Genomic DNA, 19,763 nt, shown 5'->3' on the forward strand with positions numbered 1-19,763 from the left:
GCAGATGACCACAGCACACCCCGGGCCCGCCTCGCCCGCCTACTTCAGCCGCGGGCTTGCGGCCCGCACGTCGTCCTCTTCGGTGGAGATCGACGGCGGCAAAGTTGCGTTCTGGACCTACGAACCGCTGCATGCCGGTCCTGAAACGCGGACCATCCTGGTGATCCATGGCTTCCGCGGAGACCATCACGGACTCCTGCGCGTGGCAGACCAGCTTCCCGACATGCGCATCATCATGCCGGACCTGCCCGGCTTCGGCGACTCGGAAGCGTTTGCGTCCGGTGAGCATTCCGTTGAGCGGTACGGCTCGTTCATCACCGGGTTCATGGCAGCCCTCGGCCTGGGCCCGGACACGGTCCTGCTGGGCCACTCCTTCGGGTCCATCATTGCCGCGCACTTCGTGGCCTGCCACCCGGGAACCGTCAACCCGCTGATCCTCATCAACCCGATCGCCGCACCGGCCCTCGAGGGTCCGAAGGGTGTGATGACCCGGCTCGCGGTCCTCTACTACCGGCTTGCCGCGCGCCTTCCCCGGCAGCTGGGACTGGCTTTGCTGCGGAGCCCGCTGATTGTCAGGGTCATGAGTGAGACCATGGCCAAGACAGCCGACAGGGACCTGCGCCGTTTCATCCACGACCAGCACAATGCCTACTTCAGCGCTTTCGCCAGCCGTGACAGCCTCCTTGAGTCCTTTACCGCGTCGGTCAGCAGCCACGTGGCCGAGGTGGCCGGCCGGCTCACCCTTCCGGTGCTGCTGATCGCCGGCGAGAAGGACGAGATCGCGGTGCTCCCCGACCAGCACCGCCTGGCTGCGCTGCTGCCGGACGGCGAACTCAAGGTGATTCCCGGCGTCGGACACCTGATCCATTACGAAACCCCCGAACCGGCAGCCTCGTTCATCCGCAGCTTCCTTAAGGACCACCCCGCGTGAAGATTGTCATCGACGCACGTTTTACCCGGACCGACCACCACGACGGCATCAGCCGTTACGGGGCGAGCCTGATCGCAGCCACCGCGAAAATCGCGGACGTTTCGATGCTGGTCTCGGACGTCCGGCAGCTGCCCCTGCTCCCGGATGTTCCCTACACGCTGATCAGCAGCCCGTTGTCGCCCAGGGAACTGTTTGTGGCGCGAACCGTTAACGCGCTGGGCGCTGACGTGGTGGTGTGCCCCATGCAGACGATGGGCACCTGGGGCCGCAAGTACGGCCTGGTCCTGACGCTCCACGACCTTATCTACTACGAACACCCCGCCCCGCCGGGATTCCTGCCCGCACCCGTGAGGCTCCTTTGGCGGCTGTACCACAAGGCTTTCTGGCCCCAGCGCCTGCTCCTCAACCGGGCCGACACCGTAGCCACCATCAGCCGCACCACCGAAGCGCTGATCGCAAAGTACCGCCTGACCCGCCGTCCCGTGCGGATCATCAGCAATGCCCCCCAGCCGGAGCAGGAACACGGACCGCGCCCCGCTGGCGCCGGTGAAGACCGCGCGCTCGTCTACATGGGCTCCTTCATGCCGTACAAGAACGTGGAAACCATGGTGGCGGGGATGGCGGGCCTGCCCGGGTACACCCTCCACCTGCTCAGCCGCATCACGCCCCAACGCCGCGCCGAACTGGAACGCCTGGTTCCGCCAGGGGCACACGTGGTGTTCCACAACGGCGTCACGGACGAGCAGTATCACGGGTTCCTGCGCTCTGCTGCGGCGCTGGTCACCCTGTCCCGGGCTGAAGGCTACGGGCTTCCCCTGGTGGAGGCCATGGCACTCGGCACCCCCGTTATTGCCAGCGACATCCCCATCTTCCGGGAAGTCGGCGGGGACGCCGCGCTCTACGTTGATCCCGAGTCCCCGGAACAGTTTGCCGATGCCGTGCGCACGCTCCAGGACAACGGTCACTGGGAGGAATTGTCGCGGCGCTGCGTTGCGCGTGCACAGGAGTTCACCTGGGACGAGTCGGCACGACAGCTGGTGGAGGCGGCACACGAAATCATGGCCCGGCGCCGGGGCCGCGTTAGGGGACGCCCCTAAAGGACGTCGATGCCGTCCAGCCGGAGCTGGAAAGGCTCGCTGGAGCGTTTCGCAGCGGCCGCAGCCCTGGTGACCCGCAGGACGCGGGTGACGGCCGCAGCCTGTCCGTAGGGGAAAAAGAGCAGGGTGCGCACATCCTCCGCTGAACGGCGGGGCGACGGCGGACCACTGAGCACCACGGGTGCGGGCCCGGCGGTCCGCAAGGTGATCCCGCTGGAGGCAAGTTCCGCTGCCACGGCACCGGTGTAATGTTCGACGGCGGCGCGCGGCCCGGTGACGGAGGCGATGCGGACCGCGGGGGGAAGCTGCAGTTCCATCCGCAGGGAAAGTTCCCGTTCCGCATAACCCGCGGGGTCCCAGCGAAGCAGTGCGCCCACGGCAGCTGTATCCGCGGCCGTGACCACCACCAGCCCGCCGTCCGCCGCCGGACGCACCAGCGCGGCCGCGTTGAACCACCGCCGCACCGTATCCTCGCCGGCGCGCAGTGTCTCCCGGCGAAGGAGTGAATCACCGTCCAGGAGCAGTGCCGCCGCGTATCCCCCGTCGGCTACCGGTTCGGCACCCACCGTGGCCACCACCAGTGCCTTGACCGGACCCACCCCGGCCTTTACCTGGTCTCCCGAGGAAGTAACCACGGTCTTCCCGGGAAAGGCGCGGCCGAGTTCCTCAGCTGTCCTGATCACTCCGGTGGCACCTTTGCGCAGGCGCCTGCCGCCGCAGTGCACGCAGTGCCAGTCCGGCGCCGGGGTGGAGCACCAGCGGCATTGGGGCATGGCGGACGTGCCGCTGGCGCCCGCCACGGCCAGTGGTCCCTGGCAGCTGCCGCAGCGCGCCGGCTCCCGGCACATCTCACAGGCCAGCGACGGCGCATAACCGGCGCGGGCCACCTGGACCAGGACCGGTCCACGCTCCAACCCCTCCTTGGCGGCCCGCCACGCGGCGCCGGGCAGGCGGGCGATCCTGGCCAGCGGATCCCGCTCCTGTTCGAAGCTGTCAGCAGTGTTGACGATGCGCGGAACTGTCCTCCGGACGTCAGGGCGGCCGGCCTCGACCGCACGTGCCCAACCCGCCTCCACCAGCCGCTGGGCTTCCGTGCTTCGGGAGTGGCCTGCAAGGAGGCACGCGGCGTTTTCCTGCCCAGCCCGCAGGAGCAGCACCTCGCGGGCGTGCGCATACGGGGCGCGCTGCTCGATGTGGAGGTCGTCGCCGTCGTCCCAGCAGGCCACCAGGCCCAGGTCCCGGACCGGGGCAAAAGCTGCGGACCTGGTGCCGATGGCAACCCGGGCAGTCCCCGCCAGCAGCCGCAGGAAACTCCGGTAACGCGGGGTGGGACCGTGGTCGGCAGTCAGCCGGGCAACTGCGTCTTCGGGCAGCAGCCGGTGGAGCGCCTCTTCAAGGCGGTCAAGGTCGCGGTAATCGGGTACAACCACCACGGCGCCCCGCCCTGATGCGTACGCGGCGGCCACGGCCTCCGCCAGCAGCTGGGGCCACCCACCCGGACCGAATCCCTGCAGCGGGTTGAGCACGGCCCTGGGCGAACCGCCACCGGCCAGGTGCTGCAGGAAGGCCTGGCCGTTATGGTAGGCCGCCCATGCGCCCGGCAGGGCGTCCTGCGCGGGACCGGCCTGCAGGGCAGTGGCCTCGCGGGGTTCTGCCTGGTCCGGGACTGCCTGCCACTCCGGTTCCGCCGACGCGAACTCCTTGTCCAGCCTGGCCACCCTGGGCGGCACGGCGACGCGGAGGACATCGCTGACCGTCCCGGCGTAGCGGGCGGCGACGGAGTAAACCAGCTCCCGGACGGCCGGCGTCAACACCGGCACCGGGGACACAACCTTCGCCAACGGCACCAGGGTGTGTCCGGCGTCGGATTCCGCCACGCGTTCCATCAGGAACCCGTTGAGGTCCTGGCCGTTGAATTTGACCTTGACCCTGACGCCCGGCGTGGCGGCATGGTCCAGGGTGTCCGGAACCCCGTAATCGAAGAGCCGGTCCAGGTGCGGCAGGGAGGATTCCACCAGCACCCTGGCCACGGGCAGGTGCCCGACCAGCTGCGGCCCGGCAGGCCGGGCGGGGGCCGGAAAGCCCTGCAGCAGAGACGGCTGCACTGCACCGGGGAGACCCAGGGACGCCTGGACAGGCCTGTCAGCAGCGATTGCAGTAACCTCCCTTCGGCTCCCGGATGAACAAGCCCAGCCAAGCACATGGCACTGACATGTTGCCGGAGGCAAAATACAGGCAAAAGAATCAGGCAAAGATACAGGCCGGAAGCGGGCCTGCAGCCCGGGGCCTAGGCGTTGAAGAACGCCTTCAGGTCGTCCACGCGGTCCAGCCGCTCCCAGGTGAAGTCCGGTTCATCGCGGCCAAAGTGGCCGTGGGCGGCGGTCTTGGCGTAGATGGGCCGTTTCAGGTCCAGTGCGTCGATGATGGCGCGGGGGCGCAGGTCGAAAATCTCCGCGATGGCGGCGCTGATGCGGGCCGGATCAACCGTTTCCGTGCCGAATGTTTCCACGTACGTGCCCACCGGACGGGCCTGGCCGATGGCGTAGGCGATCTGGATTTCCGCACGCTTGGCCAGCCCTGCGGCCACCACGTTCTTGGCAACCCAGCGCATGGCGTACGCGGCAGAGCGGTCCACCTTTGACGGGTCCTTGCCCGAGAAGGCGCCGCCGCCGTGCCGGGCCATGCCCCCGTAGGTGTCCACGATGATCTTGCGCCCGGTCAGGCCGGCGTCGCCAACGGGGCCGCCGATGACGAACTCGCCGGCGGGGTTGAGGATGTTGCGGGCGCGGGAGAGGTCAAGGTTGGCCCCTGCCAGCACCGGCTTGATGACGAGGGCGGCGAGGTCCGCGCGGAGCTGGTCCAGGCTTGCGCCTTCGGCGTGCTGGCTGCTGATCACAACGGTTTCGACGGAGACCGGGACATCCTTGTCGTAGCCGACAGTCACCTGGGTCTTGCCGTCCGGGCGGAGGTAGGCCAGTTCGCCCGATTTGCGGACTTCGGTGAGCCGCTCGGACAGTCGGTGCGCAAGCCAGATGGGCACCGGCATGTGAGAGGGAGTTTCGTCGCTGGCGTAGCCGAACATCAGGCCCTGGTCGCCGGCGCCCTGGAGGTCGTAGTCGTCCTCCTGCCGCCCTTCGCGGGCTTCCAGCGAGTTGAACACGCCGCCGGCAATGTCGTTGGACTGCTGGCCGATGGACACGGACACGCCACAGCGGGCGCCATCGAAACCGTTGGCCGAGGAGTCGTAGCCGATGCCCAGGATGGTCTCGCGCACGATCTGGGGGATCTCGACGTAGGCATCAGTGGTGACTTCACCTGCAACGTGGACCAGGCCTGTGGTGGCCATGGTTTCCACCGCTACCCGCGATTCCGGGTCCGCAGCCAGCAGCGCATCCAGGATGGCATCACTGATCTGGTCGCAGATCTTGTCCGGATGGCCCTCGGTAACCGACTCGGAGGTGAAGAGCCGAAGCGCGTTGGGCGTGGCCCCGGACGTGTGGGGAAGGTGCAGCGGTAAAGTCACTCAACTACCTTACTGGTTGGAATACGGACACCCGCCAGGAGACATCAGGAGATGTCTTCGTGCTAAGCAGACGTGGCCTGAAACACACTCAGGTGCGGGGCGAAACGGAATTCAGTTCAGCGGAGATCCGGCTGATGATGGCTGCCGAAACCTCCGTCTTGGTCCCGGACGCCTCCTGTGGTTCGGAGCCGGAGCGGGCCAGGATGACCACCGAATTGGTGTCCTGCCCGAAGACCTTGTCCGTGCCCACATGGTTGACCACCAGGAGGTCGCAGCCTTTGCGCTGCAGCTTCGCCCGGGCGTGCGCCAGGACGTCACCGTCGCTGTCCCCGGTCTCAGCCGCAAAGCCGACGATCAGCTGCTGCCGCCTGCCCGGGGCCGCGCTGTTCCGGAGATCCACCAGTTCGTGCAGGATGTCCGGGTTGCGGACCAGCGTGATGACGGGGTCCTCCCGGTCGTCGCGCTTCTTGATCTTGGTGTCGGAGACGGCCGCGGGACGGAAGTCCGCCACCGCAGCGGACATGATAACTACGTCGGAGTCAGCTGCCGCGGCAAGGGCGGCTTCCCGCAGTTGCAGGGCTGTCTCCACAGGCACCACCTCGACGCCGGCCGGCGGGGGAACGTCCATATGGGCTGCGAGCAGGCGGACGGTTGCGCCGGCGTTCCGGGCTGCGACGGCCAAGGCGACTCCCTGCTTTCCGGAGGACCTGTTGCCCAGGAAGCGGACCGGATCCAGGGGCTCGCGGGTTCCGCCGGCGCTGATGGTGACGGTGCGTCCGGCCAGCGGCAGCTGGAAATCCGACTGCCCCTGCACCAGGGCCATGGCGGCGTCGAAAATGGCTTCCGGTTCGGGGAGCCTGCCCGGACCTGAATCGGCGCCCGTCAGCCGGCCGCTGGCGGGTTCCAGAACGGCTGCACCGCGGCTGCGCAACGTTTCGACGTTGGCCCGGGTTGCCGCGTGCTGCCACATTTCCGTGTGCATGGCGGGCGCGAACAGCACAGGGCCGCGGGCCATCAGCAGGGTGTTCGTCAGCAGGTCCCCGGCCTGTCCGGTGGCCGCCTTGGCCAGGAGGTCAGCGGTGGCCGGGGCGATGACGATCAGGTCAGCCTCGTGGCCCAGCCGGACGTGGTTGACCTGGTGGACGTCGTCGAAGACGCTGTTGCTGACCGGATTTCCGGACAGCGCCTCCCACGTGGCAGTGCCAACGAACCGGGTGGACGCCTCGGTGGGGATCACCGTGACGTTGTGGCCGGCTTCAGTAAAAAGCCGGAGGAGCGATGCCACCTTGTAAGCGGCAATCCCTCCCCCGACTCCGAGGACTATGCGCACGTGACCTCCGTCAACAGCAAGTCAGTTCGGCGGCAGTTTTACTCTGCAGCTTCGATCGGCGTGGAAACCAGCTTGCCCTCGTTGATCTCGCGCAGGGCGATCGACAGCGACTTCTCGTTCAGCTTGGTGTCAACCAGCGGGCCGACGTATTCGAAGAGGCCCTCATGCAGCTGGGCGTAGTAAGCGTTGATCTGACGAGCACGCTTGGCACCGAAAATCACCAGGCCGTACTTGGAGTCGGCTGCCTCGAGCAGCGAGTCGATCGGCGGGTTGATGATGCCTTCAAGGTTCGTGGACACGAATTCTCCAAAGTTCTAGCGGGCTGACGGTTCCGGCGCTCCATGCGGGTGCGGGGTCAGCCCCATGAGTGAAACAAGCTCGTCCGCTGCCCGGCGAACGTCGTCATTGATGACGGTGTAGTCGAACTCCGGTTCAGCAGCAAGTTCCAGTTTAGCGGTTTCCAGCCGGCGCTGCTGTTCCTCCGGGGTTTCCGTGCCGCGGCCCACAAGCCGGCGGACCATTTCGTCCCAGCTGGGCGGGGCCAGGAAGACAAATTGTGCATCCGGTACGGCCGCCTTCACCTGCCTGGCACCCTGGAGGTCTATTTCCAGGAGCACGGACCGGCCCTCGGCAATGGCCTGGTTGACGGTGCTTTTCAGGGTCCCGTACGTGTTCTGCCCGTGGACCACGGCCCATTCGAGGAGCTCGCCGTCAGCGACAAGCTGCTCGAACTCGTCCTTGGACTTGAAGAAGTAATGGACGCCGTCCTGTTCGCCGGGACGGGGTGCCCGGGTGGTGGCGGACACGGACAGCCACACCTCGGGATAGTTGTCGCGGATGTAAGTGGACACGGTGCCTTTGCCAACAGCCGTCGGACCAGCGAGGACTGTCAGTCCAGGTTTCTTGCTCACGTATTCCTTTGCCGGGGTTTGGGGGGTGGGCGGGCTTCGGCCCGCCCTAACTCTCGTCTATAAAATCTACCAGCGCGCGGCGCTGGTGGATGCCCAGCCCGCGGACCCTGCGGGACGCCGCTATCCCCAGCTGGTCCATGATGGCAGCGGCCCGCACCTTTCCGATGCCGGGAAGCGCCTCAAGGAGTTCGGAGACCCTCATCCGTGCGAGTGCCTCGTCCTGCAGCGCGGAGCTGATGATGTCCGCGGCAGACCTCTCGCCGTTTTTAAGGCTTTCCTTGGCCGCCGCACGGGTGGCCCTGGCTGCTGCTGCCTTGTTCAGGGCCTCAGCCCGTTCCGATGCGGATAACGGCCGCAGGACCATGGTGCACACCCCCGGATTCGGTGGACGGGTCCAGGGGCGACCGCCCTTGGACCTGTCCTGAAACTACCCTTTGGTGCTGTCCGAATCAATGCATCAGCTCAAACGGGCCACTATTCGCCGCGGAGTCCGTCCAGGGTCCGTTGCGCCGCGTCCCTCAGGCCGCGCTGTTCCGGCCCGGCAGACAGGATGTCCCTGCTCGAGGTGCCGAGGACCTGCGGGTAGGCGGCGCCGAACGTGGCGCGGAGGTCGGCGGGCGTGGCCCCCTGCGCTCCAAGGCCCGGGGCCAGGAGCGGTCCGCGCACAGCGGCCAGGTCCAGGTCCAGTTCGGTAAGGGCCGACCCCACGGTCGCACCCACCACCAGGCCCACGGAGCCGAGGTTTCCCTGGTAGCGGCGGTTTTCCGCCGCAGCCGACTGCGTGATCCTGCGGGCCACGGAGTCCGCTCCCCCGACGTGCTGGACGGAGGCGCCCTCGGGGTTGGACGTGAGCGCGAGGACGAAGACGCCGCGGCCGGTCCGGGCTGCCAGGTCCAGCGCGGGGCGCAGTGACTCGAAGCCAAGGTAGGGACTGAGCGTTACCGAGTCCGCCGCGAGGGGGGAATCGTCCCGGAGCCAGGCGTCGGCGTAGGCCGCCATGGTGGAGCCGATGTCACCGCGCTTGGCGTCGGCGATGGTGAGTACCTTCTCGTCGCGGGCTTCGGCAAGAAGCTCTTCAAGGACGGCCATCCCGGCGGAGCCATGGCGTTCGTACAGCGCCACCTGGGGCTTGATGGCGGCAGCGAGGGAACCCACGGCCTCCAAAACCGTCAGCGAAAAGCGCCTCAGCCCTGCGGCGTCGTCGTCCAGCCCCCAGCCCTTCAGCAGGGCTGGGTGCGGGTCGATGCCGACGCAGAGGGGCCCGCGGGCGGCCATGGCGGCACCCAGCCGGGAGCCGAACGACTCCCGGCCGGGTGCACCGGCGGACGGCACTGCCTGCTCAGGCATGCTGCAGGGCCGCCTTCTGGGACTCTGCCAGCGATGCGGCGTGCTCCTGCAGGCTGGTGACGGACCATTCGTAGGTCCGCATCGCCTCGATGGCCTGCACGGCGGCGTTGAACTCCGCCACCGTGGTGATGCAGGGAATGCCGATGGAGGTGGCCGCTGCCCGCAGTTCGTAGCCGTCGCTGCGGGCCTCCCCGCCGGACGGGGTGTTGAAGACCATGTCGATCTCGCCGGCGATGACGAGGTCTGCGATGGTGCCTTCGCCCTCGGCGCTGCTGCCCTCTGCCACCTTGCGGACAGGGGTGGCCTGGATGCCGTTGCGGCGCAGGACGTCCGCGGTGCCGCCGGTGGACACGATTTCGAAGCCCAGGTCGGAGAGCCTCTTGACACCCATGATCACGGAGCGCTTGTCGCGGTTGGCCACGGAGACAAAGATCTTGCCCTCGGTGGGCAGCGCGTTGTTGGCGGCCGCCTGGCTCTTGGCGAACGCGGTGTCGAAGTGCTTGTCGATGCCCATGACCTCGCCGGTGGAGCGCATTTCCGGGCCGAGCAGGGAGTCAACCACCTTGCCCTCCAGGGTACGGAAGCGGCTGAACGGCAGGACTGCCTCCTTGACGGACACCGGGGCATCCAGCGGAAGCGTGGACCCGTCGCCCACCTCGGGCAGCATCTTGTAGGCGCTGCGGAGCTGTCCGATGGTCACGCCGGTGCCGATCAGGGCAGCCGCTTTGGCCATCTGCACACCGGTCGCCTTGGAGACGAACGGCACCGTGCGGGACGCCCGGGGGTTGGCCTCAAGGACGTACAGGACGTCGGAGGCCAGGGCGAACTGGATGTTGATGAGCCCGCGGACGCCCACGCCCTCGGCGATGGCGCGCGTCGCCGTCCGTACCCGCTCCAGCACGTTGGTGCCCAGGGTGATGGGCGGCAGGACGCAGGCGGAGTCGCCGGAGTGGATGCCGGCTTCCTCGATGTGCTCCATGATGCCGCCCAGGTACATGTCGGTGCCGTCGAAGAGTGCGTCGACGTCGATTTCGACGGCGTCCTCCAGGAAGCGGTCGATCAGCACAGGGTGGTCCGGGGTGATCTCCGTGGCGTTGGCGATGTAGCGGGACAGGTTGGGCTCGTCGTAGACGATCTCCATGCCGCGGCCGCCCAGCACGTAGGACGGGCGGACCAGGACCGGGTACCCGATTTCGTCGGCGATCTTCTTGGCATCCTCGAAGGACACGGCGGTGCCGTTCTTCGGGGAGATCAGGCCCGCCTTGTCCAGGACGCGGGAGAACGCGCCGCGGTGCTCGGCCAGGTCGATGGCCTCCGGGGACGTTCCGAGGATGGGGACACCGGCATCTGCCAGCTGCTGGGCCAGCTTGAGCGGGGTCTGGCCGCCGAGCTGCACAAAGACGCCCATGACGCCGCCGGTGCGTTCCTCCGCCGCGATGACCTCCAGGACGTCCTCGAGCGTCAGGGGCTCGAAGTAGAGGCGGGTGGAGATGTCGTAGTCGGTGGAGACGGTCTCCGGGTTGCAGTTGACCATCACCGTCTCGTACCCGGCCTTGCGCAGCGCCATGGAGGCGTGGACGCAGGAGTAGTCGAACTCGATGCCCTGGCCGATCCGGTTGGGGCCGGAGCCGAGGATCAGGATGGACGGCTTGGAGTGCAGCGCAACCTCGTCCTCCTCGTCGTACGCCGAGTAGTGGTACGGCGTGTAGGCGGCGAATTCCGCCGCGCAGGTGTCCACGGTTTTGTAGACGGGGCGGATGCCCAGGGCCTGGCGGACGCCGCGGACCACGGCTTCGGAGTTGTGCGTGAGCGCGCCGATCTGCTCGTCGGAGAAGCCGTGGCGCTTGGCGCGCTTCAGCATCTCAGCCGTCAGCGCACCGGCCTGGCGGATTTCGCGGGAGATCTCATTGAGCAGCTGGAGCTGGTCAAGGAACCAGGGATCGATCTTGGTGGCCTCGAAGAGGTCCTCCACGCTGGCGCCGCCCAGGAGTGCGCGCTGGACCTGGTGCAGGCGTTCCGTGGTGGGGCGCTTCGCCTTCTCGATGAGCTCCGGCACCTCCCATTCGGGGACGGAGCTGAAGTCCAGCTGCGAGCCCTTCTGTTCGAGGGAGCGCAGGGCCTTCTGCAGGGCTTCGGTGAAGTTGCGGCCCATGGCCATGGCCTCACCCACCGACTTCATGGTGGTGGTCAGCGTGTTGTCAGCAGCCGGGAACTTCTCGAACGCGAACCGCGGAACCTTGACCACAACGTAGTCCAGGGTGGGTTCGAAGGACGCCGGGGTCTTCTGCGTGATGTCGTTGGGGATCTCGTCCAGCGTGTAGCCCAGCGAGAGCTTGGTGGCGATCTTGGCGATGGCAAAGCCGGTGGCCTTGGACGCCAGCGCCGAGGAGCGGGAGACGCGGGGGTTCATTTCGATGACCACCACGCGGCCGGTGGCGGGGTCGATGGCGAACTGGATGTTGCAGCCGCCGGTGTCCACGCCCACTTCACGGATGACGGCGATGGAGATGTCGCGCAGTCGCTGGTATTCGCGGTCGGTGAGGGTGAGGGCCGGTGCCACCGTGATGGAGTCGCCGGTGTGGACGCCTACTGGATCGAAGTTCTCGATGGAGCAGACCACCACGACGTTGTCGTTCTTGTCCCGCATCATCTCGAGCTCGTATTCCTTCCAGCCGAGGATGCTCTCTTCGAGCAGCACCTCGCTGGTGGGGCTGTACTGCAGGCCCTGTCCAACGATGCGGCGGAGGTCGTCCTCGTTGTAGGCGAGGCCGGAGCCCAGGCCGCCCATGGTGAAGGAGGGCCGGACCACCATGGGGTAGCCGAGGTCCTCGGCGGCTTTCAATGCCTCGTCCATGGTGTGGATGATGTGGCTGCGGGCGGACTCGGCGCCGCAGCGCTCCACCACGCCCTTGAACTTTTCGCGGTCCTCCCCGAGCTCAATGGCGGCGATGTTGGCGCCGATGAGTTCAACGTTGTACTTCTCAAGCACACCGTTCTTGTCCAGGGCGATGGCGGTGTTCAGCGCGGTTTGTCCGCCCAGGGTGGGCAGGACGGCGTCCGGGCGTTCCTTGGCGATGATCTTCTCCACTACCTCGGGGGTGATGGGTTCGATGTAGGTGGCGTCGGCGAACTCGGGGTCGGTCATGATGGTGGCCGGGTTGGAGTTGACCAGGATGACCCGCAGGCCTTCCTCCTTGAGGACGCGCAGCGCCTGGGTCCCGGAGTAGTCGAACTCGGCGGCCTGGCCGATGACGATCGGGCCGGAACCAATGACGAGGACGCTCTTGAGATCTGTACGTTTCGGCATTACTTCTTGTCCTCAGTCTTGTTGTCGGAATGATTCGGCGTTGCCGCGCCGGCTGGGTGCGCGGCGTCCACGGGCTCCTTGGACAGGTTCGCGGTCCTGCCGTCCCGGGTGCCCTCCATCAGCTCGATGAAGCGGTCGAACAGGTAGGCGGCGTCGTGCGGGCCGGCCGCGGCCTCGGGGTGGTACTGCACGGAGAAAGCGGGGATGTCCAGGCAGGCGAGCCCTTCCACGACGTCGTCGTTCAGGCTGACGTGGCTGACCTCCACGCGGCCGTACCGTTCCTCCGGAGCCTGGGTGGCGCCGTCGATCGGTGCGTCCACGGCAAAGCCGTGGTTCTGGGAGGTGATCTCCACCTTGCCGGTGCGGCGGTCCATGACGGGCTGGTTGATGCCGCGGTGGCCGTAACGGAGCTTGTAGGTGCCGAAGCCCAGTGCGCGGCCCAGGATCTGGTTGCCGAAGCAGATGCCGAAGTAGGGCAGCTTCTCGTCCAGGACGGAGCGGAGCAGCTTGACCTGGGCATCTGCCGTGGCGGGGTCGCCGGGGCCGTTGGACATAAAGAAGCCATCGGGGTTGACGGCCTTCACGTCTTCCAGCGTGGCGGTGGCGGGCAGCACGTGGACGCGGACGCCGCGCTCGGCGAAGCGGACCGGGGTCATGGCCTTGATGCCAAGGTCGATCGCCGCGATGGTGAACCGGGGGTCGCCTTCCCAGCCATGGTCCTTCGGCTCCACGACGTAGGCCTCGTCAACGCTGACTTCCTCGGCCAGCCGGGAGCCCTCCATGGGGGCGCTGGCCAGGACGGCGTCCACCAGTTCCTTGTCCGTGGCCTGGGCGGCCTCCCCGGAGAAGATGCCGGCGCGCATGGTCTTGTGCTCGCGCAGGTGCCGGGTGATCGCACGGGTATCCACGCCCTGGATCCCAACGATTCCCTGCTCCACCAGTTCCTCATCCAGTGAGCGCTCGGAGCGCCAGTTGGAGGGGCGGCGGGCGGCGTCGCGGACAATGTAGCCCGCAACCCAGATACGGCGGGACTCGGCGTCCTCGCTGTTCACGCCGGTGTTGCCGATGTGGGGTGCCGTCTGGACCACAAGCTGGCGTGCGTAGGAGGGGTCGGTGATGGTTTCCTGGTAGCCGGTCATGCCGGTGGCGAAGACCGCTTCTCCGAGGGCGGTTCCCGTGGCGCCGTAGCTGCTTCCGCGGAAAATGCGGCCGTCTTCAAGGACCAGCGCAGCTGGAGCGGAAACCGGGGCGTTTACTGCTGTGTTTGTTGTCACTGTCTTACTTTCCACTGTTGGCGTCAGCCGCCGGGGCTGAAGAAATCAATTCCTGAAGTGCTTCGAAGAGCCGGTCCTTGTCCGCCGCACGGCGGGTGCGGAAGCCGGAGTCCAGTTCGTGGCTGCCGTGTACCCAGGACAGGACCAGGAGTCCGTCCTTTTCCACGAACTTACCTGCCATGCCGCTGTCCTGCCGGACGCCGGTAAGTGATGCGGCCGGGATGTAGAGGGCCGGAGCGCCCGACCGGTCGAAAAGGACGCCGTGCGGATACAACTCGAGAATCGAGGTGGTCCTGATTCCCAGGCCGTGGACGGCGATCCGGTCAAGCCAGTCGCCGGCGGTGGTGGTGGCCACGTACTGCCCCTCGGCACCGGCGATCGGCTTGCCAGGTTCGGCGGGCACGGCAGGCAGCAGGCCGACGTCGGACTGGCGGCGGAGCCTGCTGCGCCAGCCGATGGCGAGGAGGACAAAGACGACGGCTATGACCGCCAGCATGGCCAGTCCCGGAAGGATTTTGTCCATCAGGCGACGCCTGCGGTTGCGTCGGGGTAGGGATACGGCGTGTTGAGTTCACCGTCAAGGACAGTGGGGTGCCCCTTGAAGAACGTGGCCACCACCTTGCCGGGCAGTTCCCTGCCCTTGAACGGCGAATTCCGGCCCATGGTGGCCATGCGGAACGGATCAACAGTCCAGCGGGCAGCGGGGTCCACCAGGATGACGTTGGCGGGCTCCCCCGCTTCCAGCGGGCGGCCCTGGTCAGCCAGCCGGCCGATCTTCGCCGCAGCGGTGGAGGTGACGCGGGCGAAGTCCGCCCACGTCATGAGGCCCGTTTCGATCATGGTGTGCTGGACCACGGAAAGGGCGGTTTCCAGGCCCGTCATGCCCATGGCTGCCTGCGCCCACTCGCACTCCTTGTGCTCGCTGGGGTGCGGTGCGTGGTCCGTACCAACGACGTCGATGGTGCCGTCCGCCAGGCCTGCGCGCAGCGCCTGGACGTCGGCGTCGGTGCGCAGCGGCGGATTGACCTTGAAGACGGGGTCGTAGCTGCGGACCAGGTCGTCGGTCAGCAGCAGGTGGTGCGGCGTCACCTCGGCCGTGACGTTGATCCCCCGCTCCTTGGCCCAGCGGATGATTTCCACGGAGCCGGCGGTGGAGACGTGGCAGACATGCAGCCGGGAGCCGACGTGCTGCGCCAGCAGGACGTCGCGGGCAATAATGCTTTCCTCGGCAACGGCGGGCCAGCCGGCGAGGCCAAGTACCGCGGACACCTCCCCCTCGTTCATCTGGGCGCCGGCGGTCAGGCGCGGCTCCTGCGCGTGCTGGGCCACCACGCCGTCGAACGCCTTGACGTACTCTAGCGCACGGCGCATCAGTACGGGATCGTGGACGCAGATGCCGTCGTCGGAGAACATGCGGACGCGTGCGCGGGAATCGGCCATGGCCCCCAGCTCGGCCAGCTGCTCGCCCGCCAGGCCCACGGTGACCGCACCCACCGGCCGCACGTCCACCCAGCCGGCTGCCCGGCCGAGGGTGTAGACCTGCTCCACAACGCCCGCGGTGTCTGCCACGGGAGTGCTGTTGGCCATGGCATGCACGGCGGTATACCCGCCCAAGGCCGCTGCGCGGGTACCCGTCTCCACGGTTTCGGCGTCCTCGCGGCCGGGCTCGCGGAGGTGCGTGTGCACGTCCACCATGCCGGGCAGGGCGACCAGGCCGGCAGCATCGATGACGGTCACGTCGTCGACGCTGCTTTCGGCGCTAAGGCCGGTTCCGGTTTCGGCGATGACGCCGTCGCGGATCAGCAGATCCGCCGGTTCGCCGCCCAGGATCGAGGCGCCGCGGATCAGGTAGGTTCCGGTGTTGGCGGCCATCAGTTGCTCTCCTTGGTGGAATGGGTGCCGGCGTACGCCAGGGCGGGGGTGGCGGCTGGTTCCCGGGTGTCCCCCGAAAGCAGCAGGTAGAGGGCGGCCATCCGCACCGAGACGCCGTTGCGGACCTGGGCCAGCACGGTGGATCGGGGCGAGTCGGCGGCAGCCGCGGAAATTTCCAGGCCACGGTTCATGGGGCCGGGATGCATGATGATGGTGTCCTTCATGCCCAGCGTGTCCAGGGCTTTCAGGCGGTTGTCATCGAATCCCCACCGCCGGGAGTACTCACGGGTGCTGGGGAAGAAGGATGCGTTCATGCGTTCGCCCTGGACACGCAGCATCATCACGGCGTCGACGCCCTGCTCAAGGGTGTCGTCCATGTCGTAGCTGACCTTGCACGGCCACTTTTCGACGCCGATGGGCAGCAGCGTGGGCGGCGCCACCAGGGTCACTTCCGCCCCGAGCGTACGGAGCAGCCAGACGTTGGAACGCGCAACCCTGGAGTGCAGGACGTCCCCGGCGATCGCAACCCGCATGCCCTTGAGGTCCGCGCCTTCGGAACCGGTGCCGGCCAGGCGAGCCCAGTGCCGGCGCATGGTGAACGCATCCAGCAGGGCCTGGGTGGGGTGTTCGTGGGTGCCGTCCCCGGCGTTGATCACGGCAGCGTCAATCCAGTCAGTGGCCGCGAGGCGGTGCGGTGCGCCGGAGGCCCAGTGACGGATGACGACGGCGTCCGCTCCCATGGCGGACAGCGTCTGGGCGGTGTCCTTCAGGGACTCACCCTTGGACACCGAGGAGCCTTTGGCCGCGAAGTTGATGACATCGGCACTGAGCCGCTTGGCGGCGGCTTCGAAGGAGATCCGGGTGCGGGTGGAGTCCTCGAAGAAGAGGTTCACCACGGTCCGGCCGCGGAGCGCCGGGAGCTTCTTGACCTCGCGGTCGCCTACCGCTGCCATCTCCTCGGCGGTGTCCAGGATACGGATTGCATTGGCGAGGCTGAGGTTTTCGGTGGAAAGCAGGTGCTTCATGAACGGCCCTCGATGACAACCTCGTTGACCGGCGTGCCGCCAGGGGCGGTGTCGGTCTCAGCCAGCCGGACCCGGACCTTTTCCGCTGATGATGTCGGCAGGTTCTTGCCCACGTGGTCGGCACGGATGGGGAGTTCGCGGTGGCCGCGGTCGATCAGCACGGCGAGCCGGACGATGCGCGGACGGCCAAGGTCGACGAGCGCGTCAAGGGCGGCGCGGATGGTGCGGCCGGAGTACAGGACGTCGTCAATGAGGACAACCACCTTGTTGTCGATGCCCGTCCGGGGCAGCTTGGTGGGATACGGGGGCCTTGTCCCCTGGTGGGAGAGGTCATCGCGGAACATCGTGACATCCAGCTGGCCAACAATGGCGGCGGCGTCAACGGTGCTGTCCGCGGCGGCGATTTTTTCGGCTAGGCGCAATGCCAGCGGGTAACCACGGCGCGGGATGCCCAGCAGGACGAGGTCCTGCGATCCCTTGTTGGCTTCAAGGATCTCATGGGCGATACGAGTGAGTGCCCGGTCGATGTCCGCCTGGCTGAGGACAACCCTGGCTGGAACCGGTGCGCTGGTGACAGAAGTCAACGCTCGTCTCCCCTTTCCCCGCCTCACAGGACGGAATTAAAAAAGGATCATGTGCGGTTCAAAATTACCACACGGGTTTCCGGGAGGCCGTGCCGGGAAGGCGCGGTGCTCATCACACTGCAGCCGCCGGGCGTGCTGTCCTTGGAGGCGCGGCGGCCCGCACCTAGGCTGTCGTTATGCCGACGAATCCGCGACTCCCTGCCTCCGGGCCACCCGACGATCCCCGGCTGCGGGGAACTGCGCCGCTCCCGGGAGAAGCAAACCCGAGCTGGATGGGACACGTGGAGCCCGGCAACTACCGTCCGGCACCGGGACACGTCGGCAGGCCAGTGGACGCGGTGGTGCCGCCGCAGGTCCAGGGAGCCGTGATGAAGCCCGCCCGGTCCCGGAGCGGGCTGGTGGGGTTGACCGTCGCCGGAGGCACCCTTGCCTTCCTCAGCCTGTTCCTGGTGATCCCGTTCCTGCTGTCAAACACCGGGCCGGCCGGGTTCCTGGTGGGATTCCTCGCGTCCCTGGTTCCGCTCTCGGTTGTTCTCCTGGCCGTGCACATCATCGACAAATGGGAACCTGAACCGAAGCGGCTCCTCTTCTTCGCTTTTACCTGGGGCTCCGCGGTATCCATCGCAGTAACCCTGCTCATCCAGCCGTTTTTTGTCCTGGCCTTCCAGTTTTCCGACGAGGCCGACCTTCAGGCCTACATGGCCACGGTGCAGGCGCCCATCGTGGAGGAGTTCGCAAAGTCCCTGGGACTGCTGATACTCCTCCTCATGGCAAGGAAGCACTTTGACGGACCGGTGGATGGCGTGGTGTTCGCGTTCACCATCGCAGGGGGTTTCGCATTCACGGAGAACATCCTGTATTTCGGCCGGGCCATAGCGGAGTCCGCGGATCCCGCCAGCGACTTTGCCCAGGTCTTCTTCCTCCGCGGCGTCATGTCGCCCTTTGCGCACGCCATCTTCACCGGCACCACGGGCCTGGTGATGGGGTTCGCCGCCCGGCGCTGGCATGCAGGTGCCTCGGTGGCAGCCTTCTTTGTGGGGCTGCTGCCGGCCATGTTCCTGCACAACCGCTGGAACAGCATGGGGCAGGGCTTCCTGGCGGAATACCTCATGGTCCAGGTGCCCATCTTTTTCCTCGCCGTGGGCGGCATCATCCTGTTGCGGGTGGCGGAGAAACGCCTGACCCGGCAGCGCCTGCTGGAGTACTCGGCCGCCGGCTGGTTCACGCCGGCCGAGGTGGAGCTGATGGCCACCCTGGGCGGCCGGCGCACTGCCCTGAACTGGGCTGGGAGCTACGGCAGGAAACAGCAGATGAGGGAATTCCTGAAGGCAGCCACCCGGCTGGCCAACACGCGCCAACGGATCCTGAGCGGGCGTGACGTGCAGCTGCACCAGGCTGAGGAGCGGCAGCAGCTGCAGCGCATCCTGGCCTTGCGGGCCGCCGTCGCACACTGAACCCACCGCGGTCCCTGCCATGCGGGGCTTAATACCAGAAGGACCGGCCTCCACATCCCGTGGCGGCCGGTCCTTCCTGCTGTTGCTGTGTGGTGCTGTTTCTTGCTGATGCTCAGGCGAGCAGCGACGGCTTCAGCTGCTGCAGGCGGCCCAGCAGGCCGTTGATGAACTGCGGCGATTCGTCGGTGGACAGGGTCTTCGCCAGCGCCACAGCTTCACTGACCGCGACGCCGTCCGGAACGTCGTCGTTGTACAGGAGCTCCCACGTGCCGATGCGCAGGATGATGCGGTCCACGGAGGGCATCCGCTCCAGGCTCCAGCCCTGGGAGTACGTCTCCAGGAACTCGTCGATGGCTGCCTGGTGGGAGACAACGCCCTCCACGATTTCGATGGTGTAGGGGTTGACCACCTGGTCAGTCTTTTCACGCCGCGAGCGGATCACGTCAAAAGCCGAAACCGAGCGCTGCTCGGCTTCGAAGAGAACATCAAGTGCCCTGTTGCGGGCTTTACCGCGGGCGCTCACTACTCGGTGACCCGGCCCAGGTAGCTGCCATCGCGGGTGTCCACCTTGACCTTGGTGTTGTTCTCGATGAACAGCGGGACCTGGATCTCGTAGCCCGTTTCCAGGGTGGCGGGCTTGGTGCCGGCAGAGGAGCGGTCGCCCTGCAGGCCCGGCTCGGTGTAGGTGATTTCGAGGACAACGCTCGGGGGCAGTTCAATGTACAGCGGAGTGCCCTCGTGGATGGCGATGTTCACCATCTGGTTCTCCAGCATGAAGTTCGTGGCGTCGCCCACGGTGGCGCCGGAGACAGTGATCTGGTCGTAGTCGGAGGTGTCCATGAACACGAAGTCCGCACCGTCCTGGTACAGGTACTGGTAGTCACGGCGGTCCACGGTGGCGGTTTCGATCTTGAGCCCGGCGTTGAACGTCTTGTCCACGACCTTGCCGGACATCACGTTGCGCATCTTGGTGCGGACGAACGCACCGCCCTTGCCAGGCTTGACGTGCTGGAATTCGATGATGTTCCAGAGCTGGCCCTCAAGCTTCAGGACCGTTCCGTTCTTGATGTCGTTAGTGGTTGCCACTGTTTCCTCTGGTTTCTCTGTC

General features: G+C 67.0%; 18 protein-coding genes. 3 read left to right on the forward strand and 15 right to left on the reverse strand.

Annotated elements, in window-relative coordinates; all coding sequences use genetic code 11:
• Positions 1-4 precede the first annotated feature (4 nt).
• Together AC4BCK_RS10730 and AC4BCK_RS10735 are read left to right on the forward strand one after the other, a co-directional pair.
• Positions 5-931: an alpha/beta fold hydrolase gene (locus AC4BCK_RS10730; RefSeq protein ID WP_363936053.1), complete on the forward strand. Its 927-nt coding sequence runs from the start codon at positions 5-7 to the stop codon at positions 929-931.
• On the forward strand, positions 928-2,028 hold the full coding sequence (locus tag AC4BCK_RS10735) for a glycosyltransferase family 4 protein (protein ID WP_490565911.1): 1,101 nt from the start codon (positions 928-930) through the stop codon (positions 2,026-2,028). The genes AC4BCK_RS10730 and AC4BCK_RS10735 overlap by 4 nt, the downstream gene beginning before the upstream one ends.
• On the opposite strand, the gene AC4BCK_RS10740 is transcribed toward AC4BCK_RS10735, so the two are convergent.
• The 13 genes from AC4BCK_RS10740 to pyrR form a co-directional block, all read right to left on the reverse strand.
• Positions 2,025-4,133 carry a primosomal protein N' gene (locus AC4BCK_RS10740; protein WP_490565912.1) on the reverse strand — a complete coding sequence of 703 codons (2,109 nt, stop codon included), beginning with the start codon at positions 4,131-4,133 and terminating at the stop codon, positions 2,025-2,027. The two genes, AC4BCK_RS10735 and AC4BCK_RS10740, sit on opposite strands and share 4 nt — an antisense overlap.
• A 182-nt stretch (positions 4,134-4,315) precedes the next feature.
• Positions 4,316-5,551, reverse strand: a complete 1,236-nt coding sequence (gene metK, locus AC4BCK_RS10745) for a methionine adenosyltransferase (protein ID WP_377087665.1) — start codon at positions 5,549-5,551, stop codon at positions 4,316-4,318.
• Between the two features lie 88 nt (positions 5,552-5,639).
• The gene (gene coaBC, locus AC4BCK_RS10750) at positions 5,640-6,881 is read right to left on the reverse strand and encodes a bifunctional phosphopantothenoylcysteine decarboxylase/phosphopantothenate--cysteine ligase CoaBC (RefSeq protein WP_174174322.1); all 1,242 of its coding nucleotides are present in this window, start codon (positions 6,879-6,881) and stop codon (positions 5,640-5,642) included.
• 38 nt (positions 6,882-6,919) lie between these two features.
• Positions 6,920-7,180 (reverse strand): DNA-directed RNA polymerase subunit omega, encoded by a 261-nt coding sequence (rpoZ, locus tag AC4BCK_RS10755; RefSeq protein ID WP_003800778.1) that lies wholly within the window; start codon positions 7,178-7,180, stop codon positions 6,920-6,922.
• Positions 7,181-7,195: 15 nt separating this feature from the next.
• Positions 7,196-7,792: a guanylate kinase gene (gmk, locus tag AC4BCK_RS10760; protein ID WP_174174320.1), complete on the reverse strand. Its 597-nt coding sequence runs from the start codon at positions 7,790-7,792 to the stop codon at positions 7,196-7,198.
• Positions 7,793-7,838: 46 nt separating this feature from the next.
• A complete protein-coding gene (gene mihF, locus AC4BCK_RS10765; protein WP_174174766.1) occupies positions 7,839-8,156 on the reverse strand; it encodes an integration host factor, actinobacterial type in 318 nt (105 codons plus the stop codon).
• Positions 8,157-8,266: 110 nt separating this feature from the next.
• Entirely contained in the window at positions 8,267-9,139 is an 873-nt protein-coding gene (gene pyrF / locus AC4BCK_RS10770; protein WP_366286142.1) for an orotidine-5'-phosphate decarboxylase, read from the reverse strand.
• Positions 9,132-12,446 (reverse strand): carbamoyl-phosphate synthase large subunit, encoded by a 3,315-nt coding sequence (gene carB / locus AC4BCK_RS10775; RefSeq protein WP_174174316.1) that lies wholly within the window; start codon positions 12,444-12,446, stop codon positions 9,132-9,134. The genes pyrF and carB overlap by 8 nt, the downstream gene beginning before the upstream one ends.
• The gene (gene carA, locus AC4BCK_RS10780) at positions 12,446-13,720 is read right to left on the reverse strand and encodes a glutamine-hydrolyzing carbamoyl-phosphate synthase small subunit (protein WP_490565913.1); all 1,275 of its coding nucleotides are present in this window, start codon (positions 13,718-13,720) and stop codon (positions 12,446-12,448) included. The genes carB and carA overlap by 1 nt, the downstream gene beginning before the upstream one ends.
• 4 nt (positions 13,721-13,724) lie before the next feature.
• On the reverse strand, positions 13,725-14,243 hold the full coding sequence (locus AC4BCK_RS10785; RefSeq protein WP_490565914.1) for a PH-like domain-containing protein: 519 nt from the start codon (positions 14,241-14,243) through the stop codon (positions 13,725-13,727).
• Positions 14,243-15,592, reverse strand: a complete 1,350-nt coding sequence (locus tag AC4BCK_RS10790; protein WP_490565915.1) for a dihydroorotase — start codon at positions 15,590-15,592, stop codon at positions 14,243-14,245. The genes AC4BCK_RS10785 and AC4BCK_RS10790 overlap by 1 nt, the downstream gene beginning before the upstream one ends.
• Positions 15,592-16,617, reverse strand: a complete 1,026-nt coding sequence (locus AC4BCK_RS10795) for an aspartate carbamoyltransferase catalytic subunit (protein WP_174174302.1) — start codon at positions 16,615-16,617, stop codon at positions 15,592-15,594. Before AC4BCK_RS10795 ends, AC4BCK_RS10790 begins: the two co-directional genes overlap by 1 nt.
• Positions 16,614-17,201 (reverse strand): bifunctional pyr operon transcriptional regulator/uracil phosphoribosyltransferase PyrR, encoded by a 588-nt coding sequence (pyrR, locus tag AC4BCK_RS10800; protein WP_174174300.1) that lies wholly within the window; start codon positions 17,199-17,201, stop codon positions 16,614-16,616. The genes AC4BCK_RS10795 and pyrR overlap by 4 nt, the downstream gene beginning before the upstream one ends.
• A gap of 176 nt (positions 17,202-17,377) precedes the next feature.
• Here pyrR and AC4BCK_RS10805 point away from each other — a divergent pair, with 176 nt between their 5' ends.
• On the forward strand, positions 17,378-18,655 hold the full coding sequence (locus AC4BCK_RS10805; RefSeq protein WP_364320362.1) for a PrsW family intramembrane metalloprotease: 1,278 nt from the start codon (positions 17,378-17,380) through the stop codon (positions 18,653-18,655).
• A 112-nt stretch (positions 18,656-18,767) separates the two neighbouring features.
• Here the strand turns inward: AC4BCK_RS10805 and nusB are convergent, their stop codons facing one another.
• Both nusB and efp read right to left on the reverse strand, forming a co-directional pair.
• Entirely contained in the window at positions 18,768-19,178 is a 411-nt protein-coding gene (gene nusB / locus AC4BCK_RS10810) for a transcription antitermination factor NusB (RefSeq protein WP_066276198.1), read from the reverse strand.
• Positions 19,178-19,741 (reverse strand): elongation factor P, encoded by a 564-nt coding sequence (gene efp / locus AC4BCK_RS10815; RefSeq protein ID WP_050054941.1) that lies wholly within the window; start codon positions 19,739-19,741, stop codon positions 19,178-19,180. The genes nusB and efp overlap by 1 nt, the downstream gene beginning before the upstream one ends.
• Positions 19,742-19,763: the final 22 nt, after the last annotated feature.

Source organism: Pseudarthrobacter sp. As-47, assembly GCF_058215595.1.